The sequence below is a fragment of the Achromobacter aegrifaciens genome, from assembly GCF_902859965.1.
Classification (GTDB): domain Bacteria; phylum Pseudomonadota; class Gammaproteobacteria; order Burkholderiales; family Burkholderiaceae_B; genus Achromobacter; species Achromobacter aegrifaciens.
This window is the reverse complement of sequence record NZ_CADIKO010000003.1, coordinates 94,933-111,992: the sequence shown is the minus strand read 5'-3', so window position 1 is coordinate 111,992 and position 17,060 is coordinate 94,933. Positions and strand designations below refer to the sequence as shown.

Annotated in this window: 14 protein-coding genes; 9 read left to right on the top strand and 5 right to left on the bottom strand. The window is 66.7% G+C overall.

The features are described from left to right. From HV793_RS19535 to def, 5 genes are read left to right on the top strand one after another with little or no spacing between them, the layout of a single operon-like run. Positions 1–729: a lysophospholipid acyltransferase family protein gene (locus HV793_RS19535; RefSeq protein WP_054457522.1), complete on the top strand. Its 729-nt coding sequence runs from the start codon at positions 1–3 to the stop codon at positions 727–729. Next, positions 716–1,711 carry a M48 family metallopeptidase gene (locus HV793_RS19530; protein ID WP_175213809.1) on the top strand — a complete coding sequence of 332 codons (996 nt, stop codon included), beginning with the start codon at positions 716–718 and terminating at the stop codon, positions 1,709–1,711. The genes HV793_RS19535 and HV793_RS19530 overlap by 14 nt, the downstream gene beginning before the upstream one ends. Positions 1,712–1,731: 20 nt before the next feature. Further along, positions 1,732–2,874, top strand: coding sequence for a 2-aminoethylphosphonate--pyruvate transaminase (locus tag HV793_RS19525; RefSeq protein WP_175213808.1), 1,143 nt, complete (start codon positions 1,732–1,734; stop codon positions 2,872–2,874). Positions 2,875–2,886: 12 nt separating this feature from the next. Next, positions 2,887–3,282 carry a lactoylglutathione lyase gene (gene gloA, locus HV793_RS19520; RefSeq protein ID WP_054457526.1) on the top strand — a complete coding sequence of 132 codons (396 nt, stop codon included), beginning with the start codon at positions 2,887–2,889 and terminating at the stop codon, positions 3,280–3,282. 33 nt (positions 3,283–3,315) lie between these two features. After that, the gene (gene def / locus HV793_RS19515) at positions 3,316–3,849 is read left to right on the top strand and encodes a peptide deformylase (RefSeq protein WP_054457527.1); all 534 of its coding nucleotides are present in this window, start codon (positions 3,316–3,318) and stop codon (positions 3,847–3,849) included. A 38-nt stretch (positions 3,850–3,887) separates the two neighbouring features. Here def and HV793_RS19510 read toward each other — a convergent pair whose 3' ends face one another. Beyond that, positions 3,888–6,134 carry an acyl-CoA dehydrogenase gene (locus HV793_RS19510; RefSeq protein WP_125473211.1) on the bottom strand — a complete coding sequence of 749 codons (2,247 nt, stop codon included), beginning with the start codon at positions 6,132–6,134 and terminating at the stop codon, positions 3,888–3,890. A gap of 153 nt (positions 6,135–6,287) precedes the next feature. Between HV793_RS19510 and HV793_RS19505 the strand changes: the two genes are divergently transcribed. After that, positions 6,288–7,517 carry a nucleoside recognition domain-containing protein gene (locus HV793_RS19505; RefSeq protein WP_175181095.1) on the top strand — a complete coding sequence of 410 codons (1,230 nt, stop codon included), beginning with the start codon at positions 6,288–6,290 and terminating at the stop codon, positions 7,515–7,517. A 50-nt stretch (positions 7,518–7,567) separates the two neighbouring features. On the opposite strand, the gene pyk is transcribed toward HV793_RS19505, so the two are convergent. After that, on the bottom strand, positions 7,568–9,010 hold the full coding sequence (gene pyk, locus HV793_RS19500) for a pyruvate kinase (RefSeq protein WP_054457531.1): 1,443 nt from the start codon (positions 9,008–9,010) through the stop codon (positions 7,568–7,570). Between the two features lie 106 nt (positions 9,011–9,116). On the opposite strand from pyk, the gene HV793_RS19495 reads away from it, so the two are divergent. After that, a complete protein-coding gene (locus tag HV793_RS19495; protein WP_125473214.1) occupies positions 9,117–10,259 on the top strand; it encodes a glycerate kinase in 1,143 nt (380 codons plus the stop codon). Between the two features lie 55 nt (positions 10,260–10,314). Here the strand turns inward: HV793_RS19495 and rsmA are convergent, their stop codons facing one another. The 3 genes from rsmA to HV793_RS19480 are packed head-to-tail and all read right to left on the bottom strand — an operon-like array spanning position 10,315 to position 15,110. Further along, positions 10,315–11,106 (bottom strand): 16S rRNA (adenine(1518)-N(6)/adenine(1519)-N(6))-dimethyltransferase RsmA, encoded by a 792-nt coding sequence (gene rsmA, locus HV793_RS19490; protein ID WP_119451439.1) that lies wholly within the window; start codon positions 11,104–11,106, stop codon positions 10,315–10,317. Between the two features lie 18 nt (positions 11,107–11,124). After that, complete coding sequence (locus tag HV793_RS19485; RefSeq protein WP_175213807.1) at positions 11,125–12,711, bottom strand: peptidylprolyl isomerase; 1,587 nt, start codon at positions 12,709–12,711, stop codon at positions 11,125–11,127. Next, on the bottom strand, positions 12,708–15,110 hold the full coding sequence (locus HV793_RS19480; RefSeq protein WP_175214056.1) for an LPS-assembly protein LptD: 2,403 nt from the start codon (positions 15,108–15,110) through the stop codon (positions 12,708–12,710). Before HV793_RS19480 ends, HV793_RS19485 begins: the two co-directional genes overlap by 4 nt. 169 nt (positions 15,111–15,279) lie before the next feature. Here HV793_RS19480 and HV793_RS19475 point away from each other — a divergent pair, with 169 nt between their 5' ends. Together HV793_RS19475 and murU are read left to right on the top strand one after the other, a co-directional pair. Continuing rightward, positions 15,280–16,320 (top strand): aminoglycoside phosphotransferase family protein, encoded by a 1,041-nt coding sequence (locus tag HV793_RS19475; RefSeq protein WP_119451437.1) that lies wholly within the window; start codon positions 15,280–15,282, stop codon positions 16,318–16,320. Continuing rightward, positions 16,320–17,006, top strand: coding sequence for an N-acetylmuramate alpha-1-phosphate uridylyltransferase MurU (murU, locus tag HV793_RS19470; RefSeq protein ID WP_175213806.1), 687 nt, complete (start codon positions 16,320–16,322; stop codon positions 17,004–17,006). Before HV793_RS19475 ends, murU begins: the two co-directional genes overlap by 1 nt. Positions 17,007–17,060: the final 54 nt, after the last annotated feature.

The window sequence follows — 17,060 nt, the reverse complement described above, 5'->3', positions numbered from 1 at the left end:
ATGGCCCGCCTACGTTCGCTGCTGTACTTCCTGTTCCTGGCCGTCACGGTCATTCCCTATGCCTTCGCCTGCATCCTGTGGGCGCCGCTGCCGCTGCACTGGCGCTACAAGCTGACCGTGGGCTGGCCGCGCCTGGCCATCTGGGGCGCGCGCTTCTTCTGCGGCATCCGCTGGCAGGTCAAGGGCTGGGAAAACCTGCCCGACGGCCCGGCGGTGCTGCTGTCCAAGCACCAGTCGGCCTGGGAAACGCTGTTCTTCCCGGCCCACATGCCGCGCGAAGTCTGCTTCGTCTACAAGAAGGAACTGCACATGGTGCCGTTCTTCGGCTGGGGCTTGGCGCTGCTGCGCATGATCCCGATCGACCGCGCCAAGGGTCGCGATGCCTTCGATCAAGTGGTCAAGCAAGGCCAGACGCGCCTGGACGAAGGCCGCTGGCCCCTGCTGTTCCCCGAGGGCACCCGCGTGCCGCCCGGCAAGACCGGCCGCTTCAAGATGGGCGGCGCGCTGCTGGCCTCGCGCACCGGCGCGGTCGTCATCCCCGTGGCGCATAATGCCGGCGAATGCTGGCGCCGCAACGCCTTCGTGAAGTATCCGGGCATGGTTACCGTGTCCATCGGTCCCGCGATAGAATCCAAGGGACTCTCCCCCGAGGAACTGAACAAAAAGGTTCAGGACTGGATCGAAGGGGAAATGCGGCGTCTCAATCCAGAAAGGTATGGCCAGCACTGATCAGCTCGAACTCCTGTTCGACGAACAGCAGCACGACGCGCCCACGGGCGCGCCGCCGCTGAACGCCGCGCCAAAGGCTCCGGCCGCGCCTGAGGCGGCCTCGCCCAAGCCGGTCCCGCCCAAGCCCCTCTTCCCCGATCTGCCGCCGGCCGCCGCCCCTGCGGGCGAACCGCTGCTGACGCTGTCGCCCAACGCGGCCTCGCTCGTCCCCACGCCCTGCCCCGACCCGCTGCCGCCCGGCGCGCGTTGGCGCGAGGTCGCGACCGAGCAGCAGTCCATCGGCTTCGTGCTGCTGCGCTCGCGCCGCCGCAGCATAGGCTTCGTGATCACTGACGACGGCTTGCGCGTCACCGCCCCGAACTGGGTGACGCTGACGCAGGTGGACGACGCCGTGCGCGAGAAGGCCCGCTGGATCCTGACCAAGCTGCGCGAATGGCATGCCCGCAAGCAGCAGCTGGCCATGGCGCATACGCGCTGGCAGCCGGGAGGCGAACTGCCCTACCTGGGCAAGCGCATCGTGATCGGCGTGGGCGGCGACAGCCGCCAGGCCAGCCTGTCGGGCGATGCCGACGCCCCCCAGGACGGCGACACCCTGTGGCTGGCGCTGCCGTCCTCGGCGGACCAGGGCCGCATCCGCGATTCGGCCCAAGCCTGGCTGCAGCAGCGCGCCGGCGCCTGGTTCGGCGCGCGCCTGGCCCACTTCCTGCAAGTCAGCGGCCTGAAGATCCGGCGCTGGCGCCTGTCGTCGGCCGCCACCCGCTGGGGCTCCTGCACCAGCGACGGCAACATCATGCTGAACTGGCGCCTGATCCATTTCGCGCCCGCCATCATCGACTACGTCATCGCCCACGAGCTTGCCCATTTGCGCGAAATGAACCACAGTCAGGACTTCTGGCGCGAAGTGGGGCAGATCCTGCCCGATTTCGAAGACGCCAAGAACATCCTGCGACGTCACGACCCCGCATCCTTGCCTCAGTTCTGAAGCATTCTGGAGACACGAAAATGTTGCTGCTGATTCCGGGCCCGGTCACGACCGACGCGCGGGTGAAGGCCGCCATGGCGCAAGACTATGCACCGTGGGACAACGATTTCCGTCAGACCTACCGGCAGGTCTGCGATGGCGTCCTGCGGGCGGCGCAGGCGTCGCCCGACGAGCACGCCGCGCTGGCGCTGCCGGGCTGCGGCCACTTCGCGGTGGAAGCCGCCATCCGCAGCTTCATCCCCGCCGGCGGCCGCCTGCTGGCGCCCTCCACCGGCGCCTACGCCGCCCGCCTGCAAAAGCTGGCCGGCGATGCCGGCCGCGTCGCCGTGCCGCTGCCCGTAGGCCCCACAGAGCGGATCGATCCGCAAGCGGTCGCGCAGGCGCTGGAACAGGATCCCACGCTCACGCACCTGGCGCTGGTCTACAGCGAAACCGGCAGCGGCATCTGCCACGACGTGCCCGAACTCGCGCGCATCGCGCATGCGCTGGGCCGCCGCGTCATCGTCGACGCCGTATCCGCCTTCGGCGCGCTGCCCCTGGAGCTGCACGCCCTGCCCGCCGTGGAGGCAGTGGTGCTGACGGCCAACAAGTGCCTGGAAGGCATGCCCGGCGCCGCCTTCGTGGTGGCGCGGCGCGACAGCCTGGAAGCGGCGCGCGGCATCGCCGGCAGCTGGTCGCTGGACCTGGCCGACATCTACCAGCAAAGCCAGCAGCCCAATGCCGGCCCGCGTTTCACGCCGCCCGCGCCCACGCTGGCCGCGCTGGCCGTGGCGCTGGAGCTGCACCGCGAAGAAGGCCGCGAAGCCCGCCTGGCGCGCTACACCGCCAACATGCACACGCTATATGATGGCGTCAGGGAACTGGGCCTGGCGCCTTACCTGCCGCCCGCGCTGCAGGGGCCCATCGTCGTCAACGTCCGCGCCCCGGATGCGCCGACCTGGAACCTGCAATTGTTCGTGGACGCCCTCAAGCGCCGCGGCTACGTGCTCAGCAACTTCTACAACACCGAACAACCTTCGTTCCGGGTCGGCTGCATCGGCGCCTTCGGGCCAGACCAGATGCGGCAGGCAGTCGACGCCATGGGCGGCGCGCTGCGCGACATCGGCATCACCCGGGAAGCCGCCGGCAACGGCGGATTCTTCCCGTTCCCCCTCACCGCTTAAGGAAACCATCCCATGCGTATGCTCCACACCATGCTGCGAGTCGGCAATCTCGACAAGTCCATCGACTTCTACACCAATGTGCTCGGCATGCGCGTCCTGCGCCGCAACGACTACCCCGAAGGCAAGTTCACGCTGGCCTTCGTCGGCTACCAGGACGAATCCGAAGGCGCCGTCATCGAACTGACCCACAACTGGGACACGGACAAGTACGACCTGGGCACCGGCTACGGCCACATCGCCCTGGAAGTGGACAACGCCTACGAAGCCTGTGACAAGGTCAAGGAAAAAGGCGGCAAGGTCACGCGCGAAGCCGGCCCGATGAAGCACGGCAAGACGGTCATCGCCTTTGTCGAAGACCCCGACGGCTACAAGATCGAGTTCATCCAGAAAAAGGGCCGCCAGGACTGAGCCCCGCGCGGCCAAAGCCAGGAAGACACCTCAATGATCCACACCATCCTGAAAATGGGCGACCCGCGGCTGCTGCGCGTGGCCGCGCCCGTGGAGCGCTACGACACGCCCGAGTTGCATGCGCTGATCGACGACATGTTCGAAACCATGGCCGCCGCGCAAGGGGTGGGCCTGGCCGCGCCGCAGATCGGCGTGGATCTGCAGCTGGTGATCTTCGGCTTTGACCGCAACGAGCGCTATCCCGACGCCCCCGCCGTGCCGCAGACCATCCTGTGCAATCCCGTCATCACGCCGCTGTCGGACGAGATGGAAGACGGCTGGGAAGGCTGCCTGTCGGTGCCGGGCCTGCGCGGTGTGGTGCCGCGCTACCGCCGCATCCGCTACAGCGGGCGAGATCCCTACGGCCAGCTCATCGAACGCGAGGCCGAGGGTTTTCATGCCCGGGTGGTGCAGCACGAATGCGATCACCTGATCGGCCGGCTCTACCCGTCGCGCATCCAGGACTTCAGCAAATTCGGGTTCACTGAAATCCTGTTCCCGGACATGGATCCGAATCAGGACGACTAAGGCCCCGCTCCCGCCTTGCGGGGGCTTGCGTCCCTACTCTAAGCCTCGCCGGAGTCCGCCTTGGCGGCCTGCGGCGACAACTCCTCGGGCGCGAAATCGTCCACCTGCAACACCCGCGAGACCAGGGCTTCGGCCTCTTCCAGCGAGGCCGCCTGCGCGTCGGTAATGGCGCCGCGCTGATGGGCTTCGCGCCAATCGCGCACGCCGGACTGGCGCAGGCGGTCGCGCAGCGGCTGCACGGCGTCCGCCAGCGCGAAGGCGCGGGTCAGAAGGCCTACCGGATCGTCGCCGGCAGCGCCGGCGTCGCGATGCAGGTCGGCCGCCAGGCGCACATGCGTGGGCGAAGGCTTGAGCAGCAGTTCAGCGCATTCCCGGGTCAAGGCGTCGCTCGGCCCCTTGGCCAGGCGCAGCGGCAGGATGGCCGCGCGCAGTCCCCACGACAACACGCGGCCCGGCAGATTGCGCAGGACCTGATCCATGCTTTTCTCGATGCTGGCGTAGCCCTGCTCCAGGCACCACTGCACCAGCGGCAGATCGTCGTGCTTGCGGCCCTCGTCTTCCCAGCGCTTGAGCACCGCCGACTGCAGATACAGTTCGGACAGGATGTCGCCCAGGCGGGCGGAGATCATTTCCCGGCGCTTCAGGCCTCCGCCCAGCTGCGCCAGCGTGGCATCGGCCAGCAGCGCGAAGCCCGAGGCATAGCGGCCCAGCCGCCGGTAGTGGCCGGCCACGGGACCGGATGAAGGCGCAGGCGCCAGCACCCCGCCAGTCCAGGCGCGGCCGATGGCCCGCAGCGCGTTGATGCCTGTGTGGCGCAGATGCCGCCAGAACACGTCGTGGAAGACCTCCATGCCACGGTCTTCGTCGGGGTTGCCCAGCGCCAGGATTTCCGGCATCAGATAGGGATGGGCGCGGATCGCGCCCTGGCCGAAGATGATCAGGTTGCGCGTCAGGATGTTGGCGCCCTCGACCGTGATGGCGATGGGCACGGCGCGGTACAGCGCGCCCAGGTAATTGCTGGGACCGTCGATGACGGCGCGGCCGGCATGGATGTCCATCGCGTCGTTGACCGAGCCGCGCATGCGCTCGGTGGCGTGGTACTTCATGATGCCCGAGACCACTGCCGGCTTGACGCCCTGGTTCAGCGCGGCGCAGGTCAAGCGCCTGGCGGCTTCGACCAGATAGGCATTGCCCGCCAGCCGGGCCAGCCCTTCCTGCACGCCCTCGAACTTGCCGACGGGAATGCCGAACTGTTCGCGCACGCGGGCATACATTCCCGTGGTGTGCGCGCACATCACGGCGGCCGCGGCCGACAGAGACGGCAAGGAAATGCCCCGCCCCGCCGCCAGCGCGCTCATCAGCATCTGCCAGCCATGCCCGGCGCGCTCGGCGCCGCCGATCAGCGCGTCCAGCGGCACGAACACGTCGCGCCCGCGGTTGGGGCCGTTCTGGAAGACCTGCATGGCGGGCAGGTGGCGGCGCCCGATCTCCACGCCGGGCGCTTCGGTCGGCACCAGCGCGACCGATATGCCAATGTCCTTGGCGCCGCCCAGGATGCCGTCGGGGTCCGATAGCTTGAAAGCCAGCCCCAGCACCGTCGCCACCGGCCCCAACGTGATGTAGCGCTTGTGCCAGTTCAGCCGGATGCCGATCAGTTCGCGCCCGTCGATCACCTGGCGGCAGACCACGCCCGTGTCCACCATGGACGCGGCGTCCGAACCGGCCTCGGGGCTGGTCAGGCCGAAGCATGGCACCTCGCGGCCGTCGGCCAGCCGCGGCAGCCAGTAGTCGCGCTGCGCCGGCGTGCCGAACTGCATCAGCAATTCGCCGGGGCCCAGCGAATTGGGCACCATGACGGTGACGCCCGCGGTGATGGAGTAGGCCGAAATGCGCCGCACGACCTCGGAGTGCGCATAGGGCGAAAAGCCCAGGCCGCCGTAGCGCCGCGGAATGATCATGCCGAAGAAGCGTTCGGCCTTCAGGAAGTCCCATACCTCGGGCGGCAGATCGCGCCGGTTCCAGGTGATGTCCCATTCGTCCAGCATGGCGCAAAGCCGCGCCAGCGGGCCGTCTATGAAGCGCTGCTCGTCCGCGGTCAGCGTGGCCGCCGGCACGTCCAGCAGCTTGCGCCAGTCGGGATTGCCGGTGAACAGATCAGCATCCCACCAGGTGTCGCCGGCCTCGATGGCTTCGCGCTCCGTCGCCGACATGGCGGGCAGTGCGTTGCGCGCCCAGCGGTAAGCGGGTTCCGAGATGCGGCGCCGGCGCCATGCGTTGAAGTCCATGAGTTTTCCTCACTGTTATGGCCCCAGGCCCCAGGGCGTATCAGGTCAAAGTACCAGAATTGGCGGCGTCGGGCCAAGCTGCGGCCTGCCGACTCTGCGACAATGGGCCTCGGCGCGCAGCGCGCAATCCATCGCTATCCGGGCAGTCTCCGCATGCTGAACAAACTCTGGCTGGGCTTTTTCCTTACCGCGGCCGCGGCGGCGCTGTACCGCTGGCTGGTCATCGGCGACCCCGATGTCTTCCGCATGATGGTCGCCAGCCTGTTCGACATGGCGCGCGTGTCGGTGGAAGTGATGGTGCTGCTGTTCGGCACGCTGACGCTGTGGCTGGGCTTTCTGCGCATCGCCGAGGGCGCTGGCCTGGTGGAAAAACTGGCGCGCGTGCTGGGACCGCTGTTCGCGCGCCTGATGCCCGGCGTGCCGCGCAACCACCCGGCCATCGGTCTGATCACGCTGAACTTCGCCGCCAACGGACTGGGCCTGGACAACGCCGCCACGCCCATCGGCCTGCGCGCCATGCGCGAACTGCAGTCGCTCAATCCCACGCCCGAAACCGCCAGCAACGCGCAGATACTGTTCCTGGTGCTGAATGCGTCATCGCTGACCCTGCTGCCGGTGACGCTGTTCATGTTCCGCGCGCAGCAGGGCGCGCCGGACCCGACGTTGGTGTTCCTGCCGATCCTGCTGGCCACCAGCGCATCGACCCTGGCAGGTTTCCTGGCCGTGGCGGCCTGCCAGCGCCTGCGCCTGATCGATCCGGTCGTGATGCTGTGGCTGGGCGGCACGGCGCTGCTCATGGGCGGATTCATGGCGCTGCTGGCCAGCATGTCGGCGGCGGCCATCGCCTCGCTGTCGTCGCTGCTGGGCAATCTGGTCCTGTTCGGCATCCTGATCGCCTTCCTGGTGGCGGGCGCCTGGAAGAAGGTGCCGGTCTACGAGGCCTTCATCGAAGGCGCCAAGGAAGGCTTCGACATCGCCAAGAGCCTGCTGCCCTATCTGGTCGCGATGCTCTGCGCGGTGGGCGTGCTGCGCGCATCGGGCGCGCTGGATTTCCTGCTGGACGGCATCCGCTGGCTGGCGGTGCAAGCGGGATGGGACACGCGCTTCGTGGATGCCCTGCCTACCGCGCTGGTCAAGCCATTCTCGGGCAGCGCGGCGCGCGCCATGATGCTGGAAACCATGACGCATTTCGGCGTGGACAGCTTCCCCGCGCTGCTGGCCGCGGTGGTCCAGGGCAGCACCGAGACCACCTTTTACGTGCTGGCGGTGTACTTCGGATCGGTGGGCATATTGCGGGCGCGCCACGCGGTGGGCTGCGCCCTGATTGCCGACCTGGCCGGCGTGCTGGCGGCCATCGGCGTGTGCTACTGGTTCTTCGGCTGAAACCCGCCGCGCGGCAAGGAGCGCCAGGGCGGCGCTCCTGCCCCGCCGTATCAATCCACCAGCAGGATCTTCATGCCGTTGGTGCCACCGCTGTCGCGGTAGAAGTCGCCCTTGGTCAGGATCACCCAGTCTCCGGTCTGCACCAGGTTGCGCTTGCGCAGCTCATCGATGGCGGCGTTGCTCAGGTCGGCAGGCTCGTAGTCCGACGGCGCGAACGGAATCGTGTAGACGCCGCGGAACATGGCCACGCGGTTTTGCGTGATGCTGTGCGGGCTGTAGCAGTAGATAGGCACGCCCGAGCGGATGCGCGACATGATCAGCGGCGTGTGACCGCTTTCGGTCAGCGAAATGATGGCCTTGACGCCGGGAAAATGGTTGGCCGCGTACATGGCCGCCAGCGCGATGGTCTCGTCGCAACGGGTGAAGGTCTCGCCCAGGCGGTGATGCGACTTGGTCGAGGTCGGGTGCTTTTCCGCGCCCAGGCAGACGCGGGCCATGGCCTGCACGGTTTCCACGGGATACTGGCCCGATGCGCTTTCCGCCGACAGCATGACGGCGTCGGTGTAGTCCAGCACCGCGTTGGCCACGTCGGACACTTCGGCGCGCGTGGGCATGGGGCTGGAGATCATCGACTCCATCATCTGCGTCGCGGTGATGACGACCTTGTTCAGCGTGCGGGCGTGCTGGATGATGCGCTTCTGGATGCCGACGAGTTCGGCATCGCCCACCTCCACGCCGAGGTCGCCGCGCGCCACCATCACGCCGTCGCTGGCGCGGATCAGCGCGTCCAGCGCCTCGTCGTCGGCCACGGCTTCGGCGCGTTCGATCTTGGCGATGATCCACGCCTGGCTGCCGGCGGCCGCCAGCAGCGTGCGCGCCTCATCGATATCGCTGCCATAGCGCGGGAACGACACGGCCACGTAGTCCAGTTCCATCTCGGCGGCCAGCTTGATGTCGACGCGGTCCTTGTCGGTCAGGCTGGGCGCGGACAGGCCGCCGCCGCGGCGGTTGATGCCCTTGTTGTTCGACAGCGGACCGCCCACGGTGACGGTGGTGTGGACCTCGTCGCCTTCGACGCTGTCCACCACCAGCACCACGCGGCCGTCATCCAGCAGCAGCTCATCGCCGACGCGGCAGTCCTGCACCAGTTCGGGGTAATCGATGCCGACGATGCTGGCCGTGCCCTCTTCCTTGGGATGCACGCGCGACAGCGTGAACGGCTGTCCGATCTGCAGTTGGACCAGCTTGTCCTTGAAGCGTGCAATGCGGATCTTGGGGCCTTGCAGGTCGCCCATGATGGCGACGAAGCGGCCCTGCTTGGCGGCGATCTCGCGCACCATGCGGGCGCGCTCGCGATGGTCGTCCGCGCTGCCGTGCGAGAAGTTCAGGCGGGCCACGTCCAGACCCGCGCGGATCAGCGCTTCTATGCGTTCAGGCGTCGAAGTCGAAGGTCCCAGGGTGGCGACAATTTTGGTGCGGCGCAATACGGGCATGACGATCCACTCTCGCTAAAACAACAAAAACGCTATGGTACGCCGGCCGCGCCCGCGCAGGTATCATGGGCATCACCTCAACCGAAAAACGAGCTCGACTGAACCCGTGAAAATCGTCATCGCCCCCGACTCTTTCAAAGAAAGCGTGTCCGCCCCCGATGCCGCGGCAGCCATTGCACGCGGCGTGAAGGCCGCTGTTCCCGGCGCTCACACGGTATGCATTCCGATGGCCGACGGCGGCGAAGGCACGGTCGAAGCCGTGCTCGCGGCGACCGGCGGCAAGGAGCGCCAACAGACGGTGAACGATGCGTTGGGCTACAAGGTCGACGCCGTCTGGGGCTTGCTCGAGGACGGCACGGCGGTGATCGAGATGGCCGCGGCGGCGGGCCTGGAACTCATCGCCCCTGCCAAGCGCGATCCGATGCGCGCCAGCAGCCACGGCGTGGGCGAACTGATGCTGGCAGCCTTGAACGCAGGCGCCAAGCGCATCATCCTGGGCCTGGGCGGATCGGCCACCAACGACGCGGGCGCCGGCATGCTGACTGCGCTGGGCGTGCGCCTGCTGGACGCTGACGGCCGCAGCCTGCCGCCCGGCGGCGGCGCGCTGGGCAAGTTGGCCAGCATCGATACCCACGGCCTGGATCCGCGCCTGGCCCAGATCCGCATCGACATTGCCTCGGACGTGGACAACCCTTTGTGCGGCCCACAGGGCGCCTCGCATGTGTTCGGCCCGCAAAAGGGCGCGACGCCTGAACAGGTGCTGATCCTGGATCAGATGCTGACGAATTTCGCAGATGTGTGCGCCAAGCACCTGGGCTCCGACCATCGCGACCACCCAGGCGCGGGCGCGGCGGGCGGCCTGGGATTCGCCGCCAAGGCGTTCCTGAACGCAGGTTTCCGGCCCGGCGTGGAGATCGTGGCCGAACTGGGCGGGCTGGCCCGGGCGGTCGAAGGCGCGACCCTGGTGTTCACGGGCGAAGGCCGCATGGACGCGCAGACCCTGCGGGGCAAGACTCCGGCCGGCGTGGCGAAGATCGCGCAGCGCGCGGGCGTGCCCGTAGTGGCGCTGGCCGGCTCGCTGGGCGAAGGCTACGAAGCGCTGCACGCCTGCGGCATCAGCGCCGCGTTCAGCCTGGCGCCCGGCCCCATCACGCTGCAGCAGGCGCTCACGGACGCCGAAAAGCTGCTGGCTGACCGCGCCCGCGACGTCATGCAGCTCTGGATGACCGCGCAGAAGCGCATGTTGTAGAAACCCAAACGAAGAAGCCCGCTTGCGCGGGCTTCTTCATTTTGCGGATCCAGCCTCACTCGGCCTGCAGCACTCCGGCCGCCACGAGCGCATCCGCCAGACGGATGTACCGGTCCACCGAAATATCCTCGGCGCGCGCCGTGGGCGCGATGTCCAGCGCTTCCCAGGGCACTTGCTGCGCCCAGTCCGCCAGCACCCGGCGCAGCATCTTGCGGCGCTGTGAGAATGCCCGCGCCACCACGGTTTCGAAGGCCCGCTCGCTGACCGGACGCAGACGGTCCGCCGGCAAGGGCACCATGCGCACGATCGCCGACACCACCTTGGGCGGCGGGTCAAAGGCTTCCGGCGGCACGTCGAACAGCTTGTGCATGCGGTAGCGCGACTGCAGCATCACCGACAGGCGGCTGAAGTCGCCTGAACCGGGCTGCGCGACCATGCGGTCGATCACTTCCCGCTGAAGCATGAAATGCTGGTCGCGGACGTGATCGGCCCAGGTCATCAGATGGAACAGCAACGGGCTGGAGATGTTGTAGGGCAGGTTCCCCACCACGCGCAGCGCAGGCCCGAACTGGGAAAAATCCACCGTCAAGGCATCGGCCTCGACCACGGTCAGGCGGCTGGCGTCGAACTGCTTGCGCAGGCGCGCCGCCAGGTCGCGGTCGATCTCGACCGCCGTCAGGTGATCCAGGCGTTCGAGCAACGGCCGGGTAAGCGCGGACAAGCCCGGGCCGATCTCGACCACGGTGTCGTCGCGGGCGGGCGAAACCGCCCGGACGATGGACTCGACCACGCTCTCGTCGGTCAGGAAGTTCTGGCCAAAGCGCTTGCGCGCCTGGTGCTGGGACATGTAAAGCCTGTAATGCGTTTAGCGGTTGTTCTGCTGGATCTTCTGCTGCTTTTCCAGACGATTGTCGATGTACGCCTGGGCGCGCAACTGCTCCAGCCAATCCTCGAAAGCCGGCTGGGCGCGGCGTTCAAACAAGGTCTGACGGGCCTTCATGCGAGCCATATCGTCGGTGGCGTCGTGCTGGCGGCGCTCTTCCACTTCGATCAGGTGCCAGCCGAAGGGCGATTGCACCGGTTGGCTGATTTCACCCGGCTTCAGGGCGTTCATGGCGGCCTCGAACGGCGGCACGGTTTCGCCCGGGTTCAACCAACCCAATTCGCCGCCTTGCGGGGCGGTCGCGTCCTGCGAATACTGGCGCGCCATGTCCTCGAACTTGGCGCCGCCGCTCACCAGGCGCTGACGCACCTGCTCCAGGCGCTGACGCGCCATTTCGTCGCTCATGACGGTGGAGGTCTTGATCAGGATGTGGCGCGCGCGAGTCTGCATCACTTCCACAGGGCCTTGGTGCGCAGGCGCCTGCGCGGGCGCGGCGGCGGGCTGCGGCGCCTGGGCCGGCGCCGGAGCGCGGGCCGTGCGGGCGGGCGCCGGCTGGGCGGTGCCGCGGTCCATCACCTTGATGATGTGGAAACCGTTGCCGCTCTGGATCAGGCCGCTGACCTGGCCTTTTTGCAGATTGCCGACGGCCTGAACAAACAGGTCGGGCCAGCCGTCCAGCGGGCGCACACCCATGACGCCGCCTTGCAAGGCTTCGGGACCGTCCGAGGCCGCGGCGGCCAGGCTGGCGAAGTCATCGCCACGCTTGGCTTGCGCCAGCAGGCTTTCGGCCTTCTTGCGCAGCACCGCCAGCTGCTCGGGCGACGAACCTTCCGGCACGCGCACCAGAATCTGGGCCAGGGCGTAGAGCATCGGGCCCGACGGCGCAGCGGCCTGTTGGGGTTCGGGCTGCGGCTGGGCCTGCGGTTGCGGGGCTGCCTGCGGCGCGGCGCCGAACGCCGGATTGCGCCGCTGATCCTTCAGGAACGCGTCGACTTCGGCGTCGGAAATCACGATCGTGGAATCCACCGCGCGCTGACGCAGGCGATCCGTGCGGATCTCGTCGCGCAGCGACTTGCGATAACCGTCCCAGCTCGTGCCGGTTCTTTCGATTTCCAGGCGTAGCTGGGCCACGGTGATCTTGTTGCGGGACGCAATGGTCTGGATGGCTTGGTCGATTTGCGCATCATCCACGCGTATGCCCAGGCGATCCGCCTCATGGCGCTGCACGCGCTCCATGATCAGGCGTTGCAATACCTGATGCTGCAAGGTCTGATCATCGGGCACCTGGATGCCCCGGGTCTTGAGCTCGCTCGAAATGCGCAACGACGCATCGCGCAATTCGCGCAGCGTGATCACGTCCTTGTCCACGACAGCAGCAATGCCATCGACGAACTGCTCGCGCTGCGGCGCGGGCGCAGCGTTCTTCTGCGCGGCGGAATTCGGCTTGGCGCCATTGTTCGCGGCCTTGCCGCCCTGCTCGGCCGCATGGGCCACGGGCAAGCCGGCGCACACGGCCAACAGCAGCGCATTGCCAGAGAGGCGGCGCAAAGAGTGCAACCTACGCATCATTCATACCTTTCAAATGTGGTCCCGGCAGGCACAGGCGGCGTAATGCGCGTGTAGCCGGGGATACTTCTGTTCAGCAGGTTCATCGGGTCGGTTCCCAGGGAGCCCAGACCGGTCAGTTCAAGCTGGAAGAACACCGCAGAGTTCGCGTCCGTGGCGGAGACCGCATATCGCTGGTAGACCACGCGGCCCACCCAGCAGCAATCTCCCTTGTACTCCAGGCCGGCGATGGCCTGCGTCACGCGGGGCGATTCCGTCGTATCGGCAATCGTGCTGGAAGGCCCGGAACGCAAGGAATAGTCCACCCGTCCGACACCATACCAGCGCTTGCTGAACGGCCACTGTACCGCCATGCTGACCTGGTTCTGGCCCTGCGGCTGATAGTAGACACCAGGCTGAGGGTCACGCTGATAACGATAAGACAAGGCAATCGTGGTCAAACGTTGCGGCGCCCAGCGTGCACTGATCAGACCGCGAGACCAATTGTTGTCGTATGGGTTGTATTGCGCAGCGACTTCAGTACTGAGCGTGTCCGTGAGCGCTGCGCTCGCACCAACGAGGAAGTCCGAGCGGACGTTTTCACGCGGCGTTTCGCCGGGCAACGTGACCTTCTGATCGGCGAAATACAAGCGCTGCGCGACGGCCAGCGACATGCGCTCAAAACCCGTATTGGCGTCCAGCCAGCGCGTGGTCAGCGCCGCCGTCAGTTGGTTCGCGTTCGCAATGCGATCCCAGCCGCCGCTGTAGATATTTTCCTCGAATGCCTGCGAGAAGCTGAAATCGGCCAGCGACGTGTCGTAGACCGGCAGCTTGGACTGGTCACGGTAAGGCACGTAGAGGTAGTACAGGCGCGGTTCGAGAGTCTGTGTAGATGCCTTGCCAAACAGGGTCGTATCGCGTTCGAAAATCAGGCCGGAATCCAGCGACATGATGGGCACCGTGCGCGATTGCGACTGCGGGTAGCCAAACGAGGTGCCCGCGCTGGACGTCCCAGCATTCAAGCCCAGCCAGTCCCTGCTATACCAATTGGTCTGGTATTGGGTGTAGTTCACCCCCGCCTTCGGAACTATGAACCAGCCGGGGCGCACGATCGGATAGGAAACCGTGGGATATGACTGCAAGCGGTCGCCTTCGGGGCCTGTGCGTGCGCCGTTCAGCAGGGGCTTCTTGAAGCGTACGGCAGTCGAGGTCCAGTCCACATCGAAGCCACCCCAATCGTAGCGTGCTCCGCGGAAGAAGAGTTCGGGTTCCTTATCGTACGGCGGCGACAACGGCGCATCCGGATCCTGCAGCGTCTGATACTTGTAGACCTGGGCGTATGCACTCCAGTAGCCGGAAGGCGATCCCCAGCCCACGCGCGCGCGCTGAGGCAGATAGGTTGTGGATGCCTGATTCAAGCCCAGCTGGGAAATATCCCGAAAATAATTGTCGTCCGAGACCTTGGCGAAATCCCAATCTGCATAGAAGCCATGAGAGAACGTCTGCTGGTGACGCCACCAATACATCCAGCGGTCGGTGCCCGTAATATTGTCGTTGGGCAAGTAGGTGCCATTCAGATCACCTGCGAAACCCGGACCAAGATACCGAAACTCCCCTCCGAGCTGCAGCCCGCGCTTGGAGAAGTAGCGCGGCTGCACGGTCATGTCATAGTTCGGCGCCAGATTCAGGTAGTACGGAATCGAAAAATCGAAACCGCCCTGGCTGGTCGTGCCATAGGTCGGCATCAGGAAGCCCGACTTGCGCTCCCGCTTGACCGGAAAGGTCATGTAAGGCGACGCCAGGATGGGCACGTCCTTGAAATACAGCACACCGCTGCGGGCCACACCTTCGTTCTCATCGAAGTCGATGTCGACGGTATTGGCCTTGATGTACCAGGACGGCGTTTCGCAGGCGCAGCCGCTGTACGTCACCGTGTGCAGCCGCATCTGCGAGCGGCTGAAGATGTCCGCATGCTCGGCGACGGCGAAGCCGCCGTTGGCGCCCATCCAGAAATTGGGTTTTTCGATCTCGCCCGAGGACTTGTCGACGTTGAACTTGGCATTCGGCCCGATCACCAGGGTGCCGTCGCGCATCATGCGCGCGCTGCCCTGCACGTCGACTTCGCCCGTGTCCTTGCGGTAGTTGATGCGGTCGCCCTTGATCACGCTGTCGATGCGGCGCACCTGGGCATTGCCCGTCAGGGTCAGGTCAGAGTCGGGATCGCCATCAATGCTGTCCGCCTCCATGAAGGCGGGAATGCTGTCGTCCGGCAGGCGGTGGATCCGCAGGCCCGGCGAGGTGCGCAACACGGGAGTCGCCGAGGTCGACGACGCGGCGGGAGCGCTGCCCTGGCTACCTTGGGCCTGGACGGCTCCGGCGGCGACACTGACAGCAGAGAGGATCAACCATCGAACCTTGCGCACGAGTGAAAACAGCCCTTTTTGACGATGGTGGGAACGCGACACCGGCACCCACGGAGGGCCAATGCTAACGGAAACGAGCCGGTATTATAGAGAAGCCGCGCCATAGGCCCAGACTTATGTGCTCGGGACACAATTCTCAGCAATATTGCCTTTCTGACACGGATCTTCCTTGAAAAACGATCACGACCCCCGCCTGGAGCAGATCCGCCACTGGCTGGGCGGCCTGCCCGCCAGCCTGAACCTGGCCATCGACACGCTGCGTCCGGCGTCGGCCGACGCCAGCTTCCGCCGCTATTTCAGGCTGGACGCCGGCGAGCGCACCTTGATAGTCATGGACGCCCCGCCCGCACACGAGGATTGCCGGCCCTTCCTGCACGTGGACCGTCTGCTGGCGGACGTCGGCCTGAACGTGCCTGCAGTGCTGGAGCAGGATCTGGACCAGGGCTTGCTGCTGTTGTCCGACCTGGGCGAGCAGACCTACTACCAGCGCATTCAGGCCGGACTGCCGGACAGCGAACTGCAGACGCTGTATCGAGAGGCCCTGGCCGCCCTGGTCCGCCTGCAACAGGCCTCCACTGCCGGCCTGGGCACTTATGACACCGCCCGCCTGGCTGACGAACTCAAGCTCTTCCCCGAGTGGTACGTGCAGAAGCATCACGGCGTGACGCTGGACGACAAGACCGCAAACGCGCTGGAAAAGATCTTCGCATTACTGTCCGCGAGCAATGGCGGACAGGCCCAGGTGCTGGTGCATCGCGACTACCATTCGCCCAACCTGATGGTCTGCGACCAGCCGAAGTACGGACCGAACCCGGGCATCATCGACTTCCAGGATGCGCTGGCCGGCCCCATCACCTATGACCTGGCCTCCCTGGTGACGGATGCCCGCACGACCTGGGAAGAACCCCAGCAATTGGACTGGGCCATCCGCTATTGGGAAATGGCGCGGGCGGCCGGCCTGCCGGTGGACTCGGATTTCGCGGAGTTCCACCGCGCCTATGAATGGATGGGCCTGCAACGCAACCTGCGCATCCTGGGCGTGTTCGCCCGCCTGAATCACCGCGATGGCAAGGCGCATTACCTGGCCCACATTCCGCGCATGAACGGCTACGTGCGCCAGGTGGCCCAGCGCTACGGCGTCTTCACGCCGCTGCTGCGCCTGCTGGACAAGCTCGACGACCGCCAGGTCAGCGTCGGATACACCTTCTGATGCGGGCCATGATCCTCGCGGCGGGCCGCGGCGAACGGATGCGCCCCCTCACCGACCGCCTGCCCAAGCCCCTGTTGTCCGTGGGCGGCCAGCCGCTCATCGTCTCGCACCTGCGGCGGCTGGCGGCCGCCGGCATCCGAGACGTGGTCATCAACCATGCCTGGCTCGGCCACGAAATCGAGCAGGCGCTGGGCGACGGCAGCATATACGGCGTACAGATCCGCTATTCGGCCGAAACCTCCGCGCTGGAAACCGCCGGCGGCATCGTCCAGGCGCTGCCGTTGCTGGGCGACGAGCCCTTCCTCGTCGTCAACGGCGACGTCTGGTGCGACTGGGACCCCGCCGCGGCCGCAGGCTTGGCGCGCACATTGCCTGAAGGCGGCGCCTGGCTGCTGCTGGCGGACAACCCGCCCCAGCATCCGGCTGGCGATTTCCGCCTGGATGCCGACGGCAGCGTCCATGCCCAGGGCGAACCTCGTTTGACCTTTGCGGGCATCGGCGTCTACCATCCCTCGTTGTTCGCCGACGTCCCCCGGGGCGCGGCAGCGCCCCTGGCGCCTCTGCTCCGGCAAGCCATGGCCCGCGGCCTGGTGCGCGGCGCGCGCCACCAGGGCAAATGGACGGATGTCGGCACGCCGCAGCGGCTCGCCGACCTGGATGCCGAGCTCACCGGCCAAGCACGCTGATGTCCACATATTTCACAATATCAAGGTGCGCAACCAGGCTTGTCCGCGCACCCA

Coding starts and splice junctions, on each gene's coding strand:
- HV793_RS19535 (WP_054457522.1), top strand. CDS start 1: ATGGCCCGCCTACGTTCGCTGCTGTACTTCCTGTTCCTGGCCGTCACG.
- HV793_RS19530 (WP_175213809.1), top strand. CDS start 716: ATGGCCAGCACTGATCAGCTCGAACTCCTGTTCGACGAACAGCAGCAC.
- HV793_RS19525 (WP_175213808.1), top strand. CDS start 1,732: ATGTTGCTGCTGATTCCGGGCCCGGTCACGACCGACGCGCGGGTGAAG.
- gloA (WP_054457526.1), top strand. CDS start 2,887: ATGCGTATGCTCCACACCATGCTGCGAGTCGGCAATCTCGACAAGTCC.
- def (WP_054457527.1), top strand. CDS start 3,316: ATGATCCACACCATCCTGAAAATGGGCGACCCGCGGCTGCTGCGCGTG.
- HV793_RS19510 (WP_125473211.1), bottom strand. CDS start 6,134: ATGGACTTCAACGCATGGCGCCGGCGCCGCATCTCGGAACCCGCTTAC.
- HV793_RS19505 (WP_175181095.1), top strand. CDS start 6,288: ATGCTGAACAAACTCTGGCTGGGCTTTTTCCTTACCGCGGCCGCGGCG.
- pyk (WP_054457531.1), bottom strand. CDS start 9,010: ATGCCCGTATTGCGCCGCACCAAAATTGTCGCCACCCTGGGACCTTCG.
- rsmA (WP_119451439.1), bottom strand. CDS start 11,106: ATGTCCCAGCACCAGGCGCGCAAGCGCTTTGGCCAGAACTTCCTGACC.
- HV793_RS19485 (WP_175213807.1), bottom strand. CDS start 12,711: ATGATGCGTAGGTTGCACTCTTTGCGCCGCCTCTCTGGCAATGCGCTG.
- murU (WP_175213806.1), top strand. CDS start 16,320: ATGCGGGCCATGATCCTCGCGGCGGGCCGCGGCGAACGGATGCGCCCC.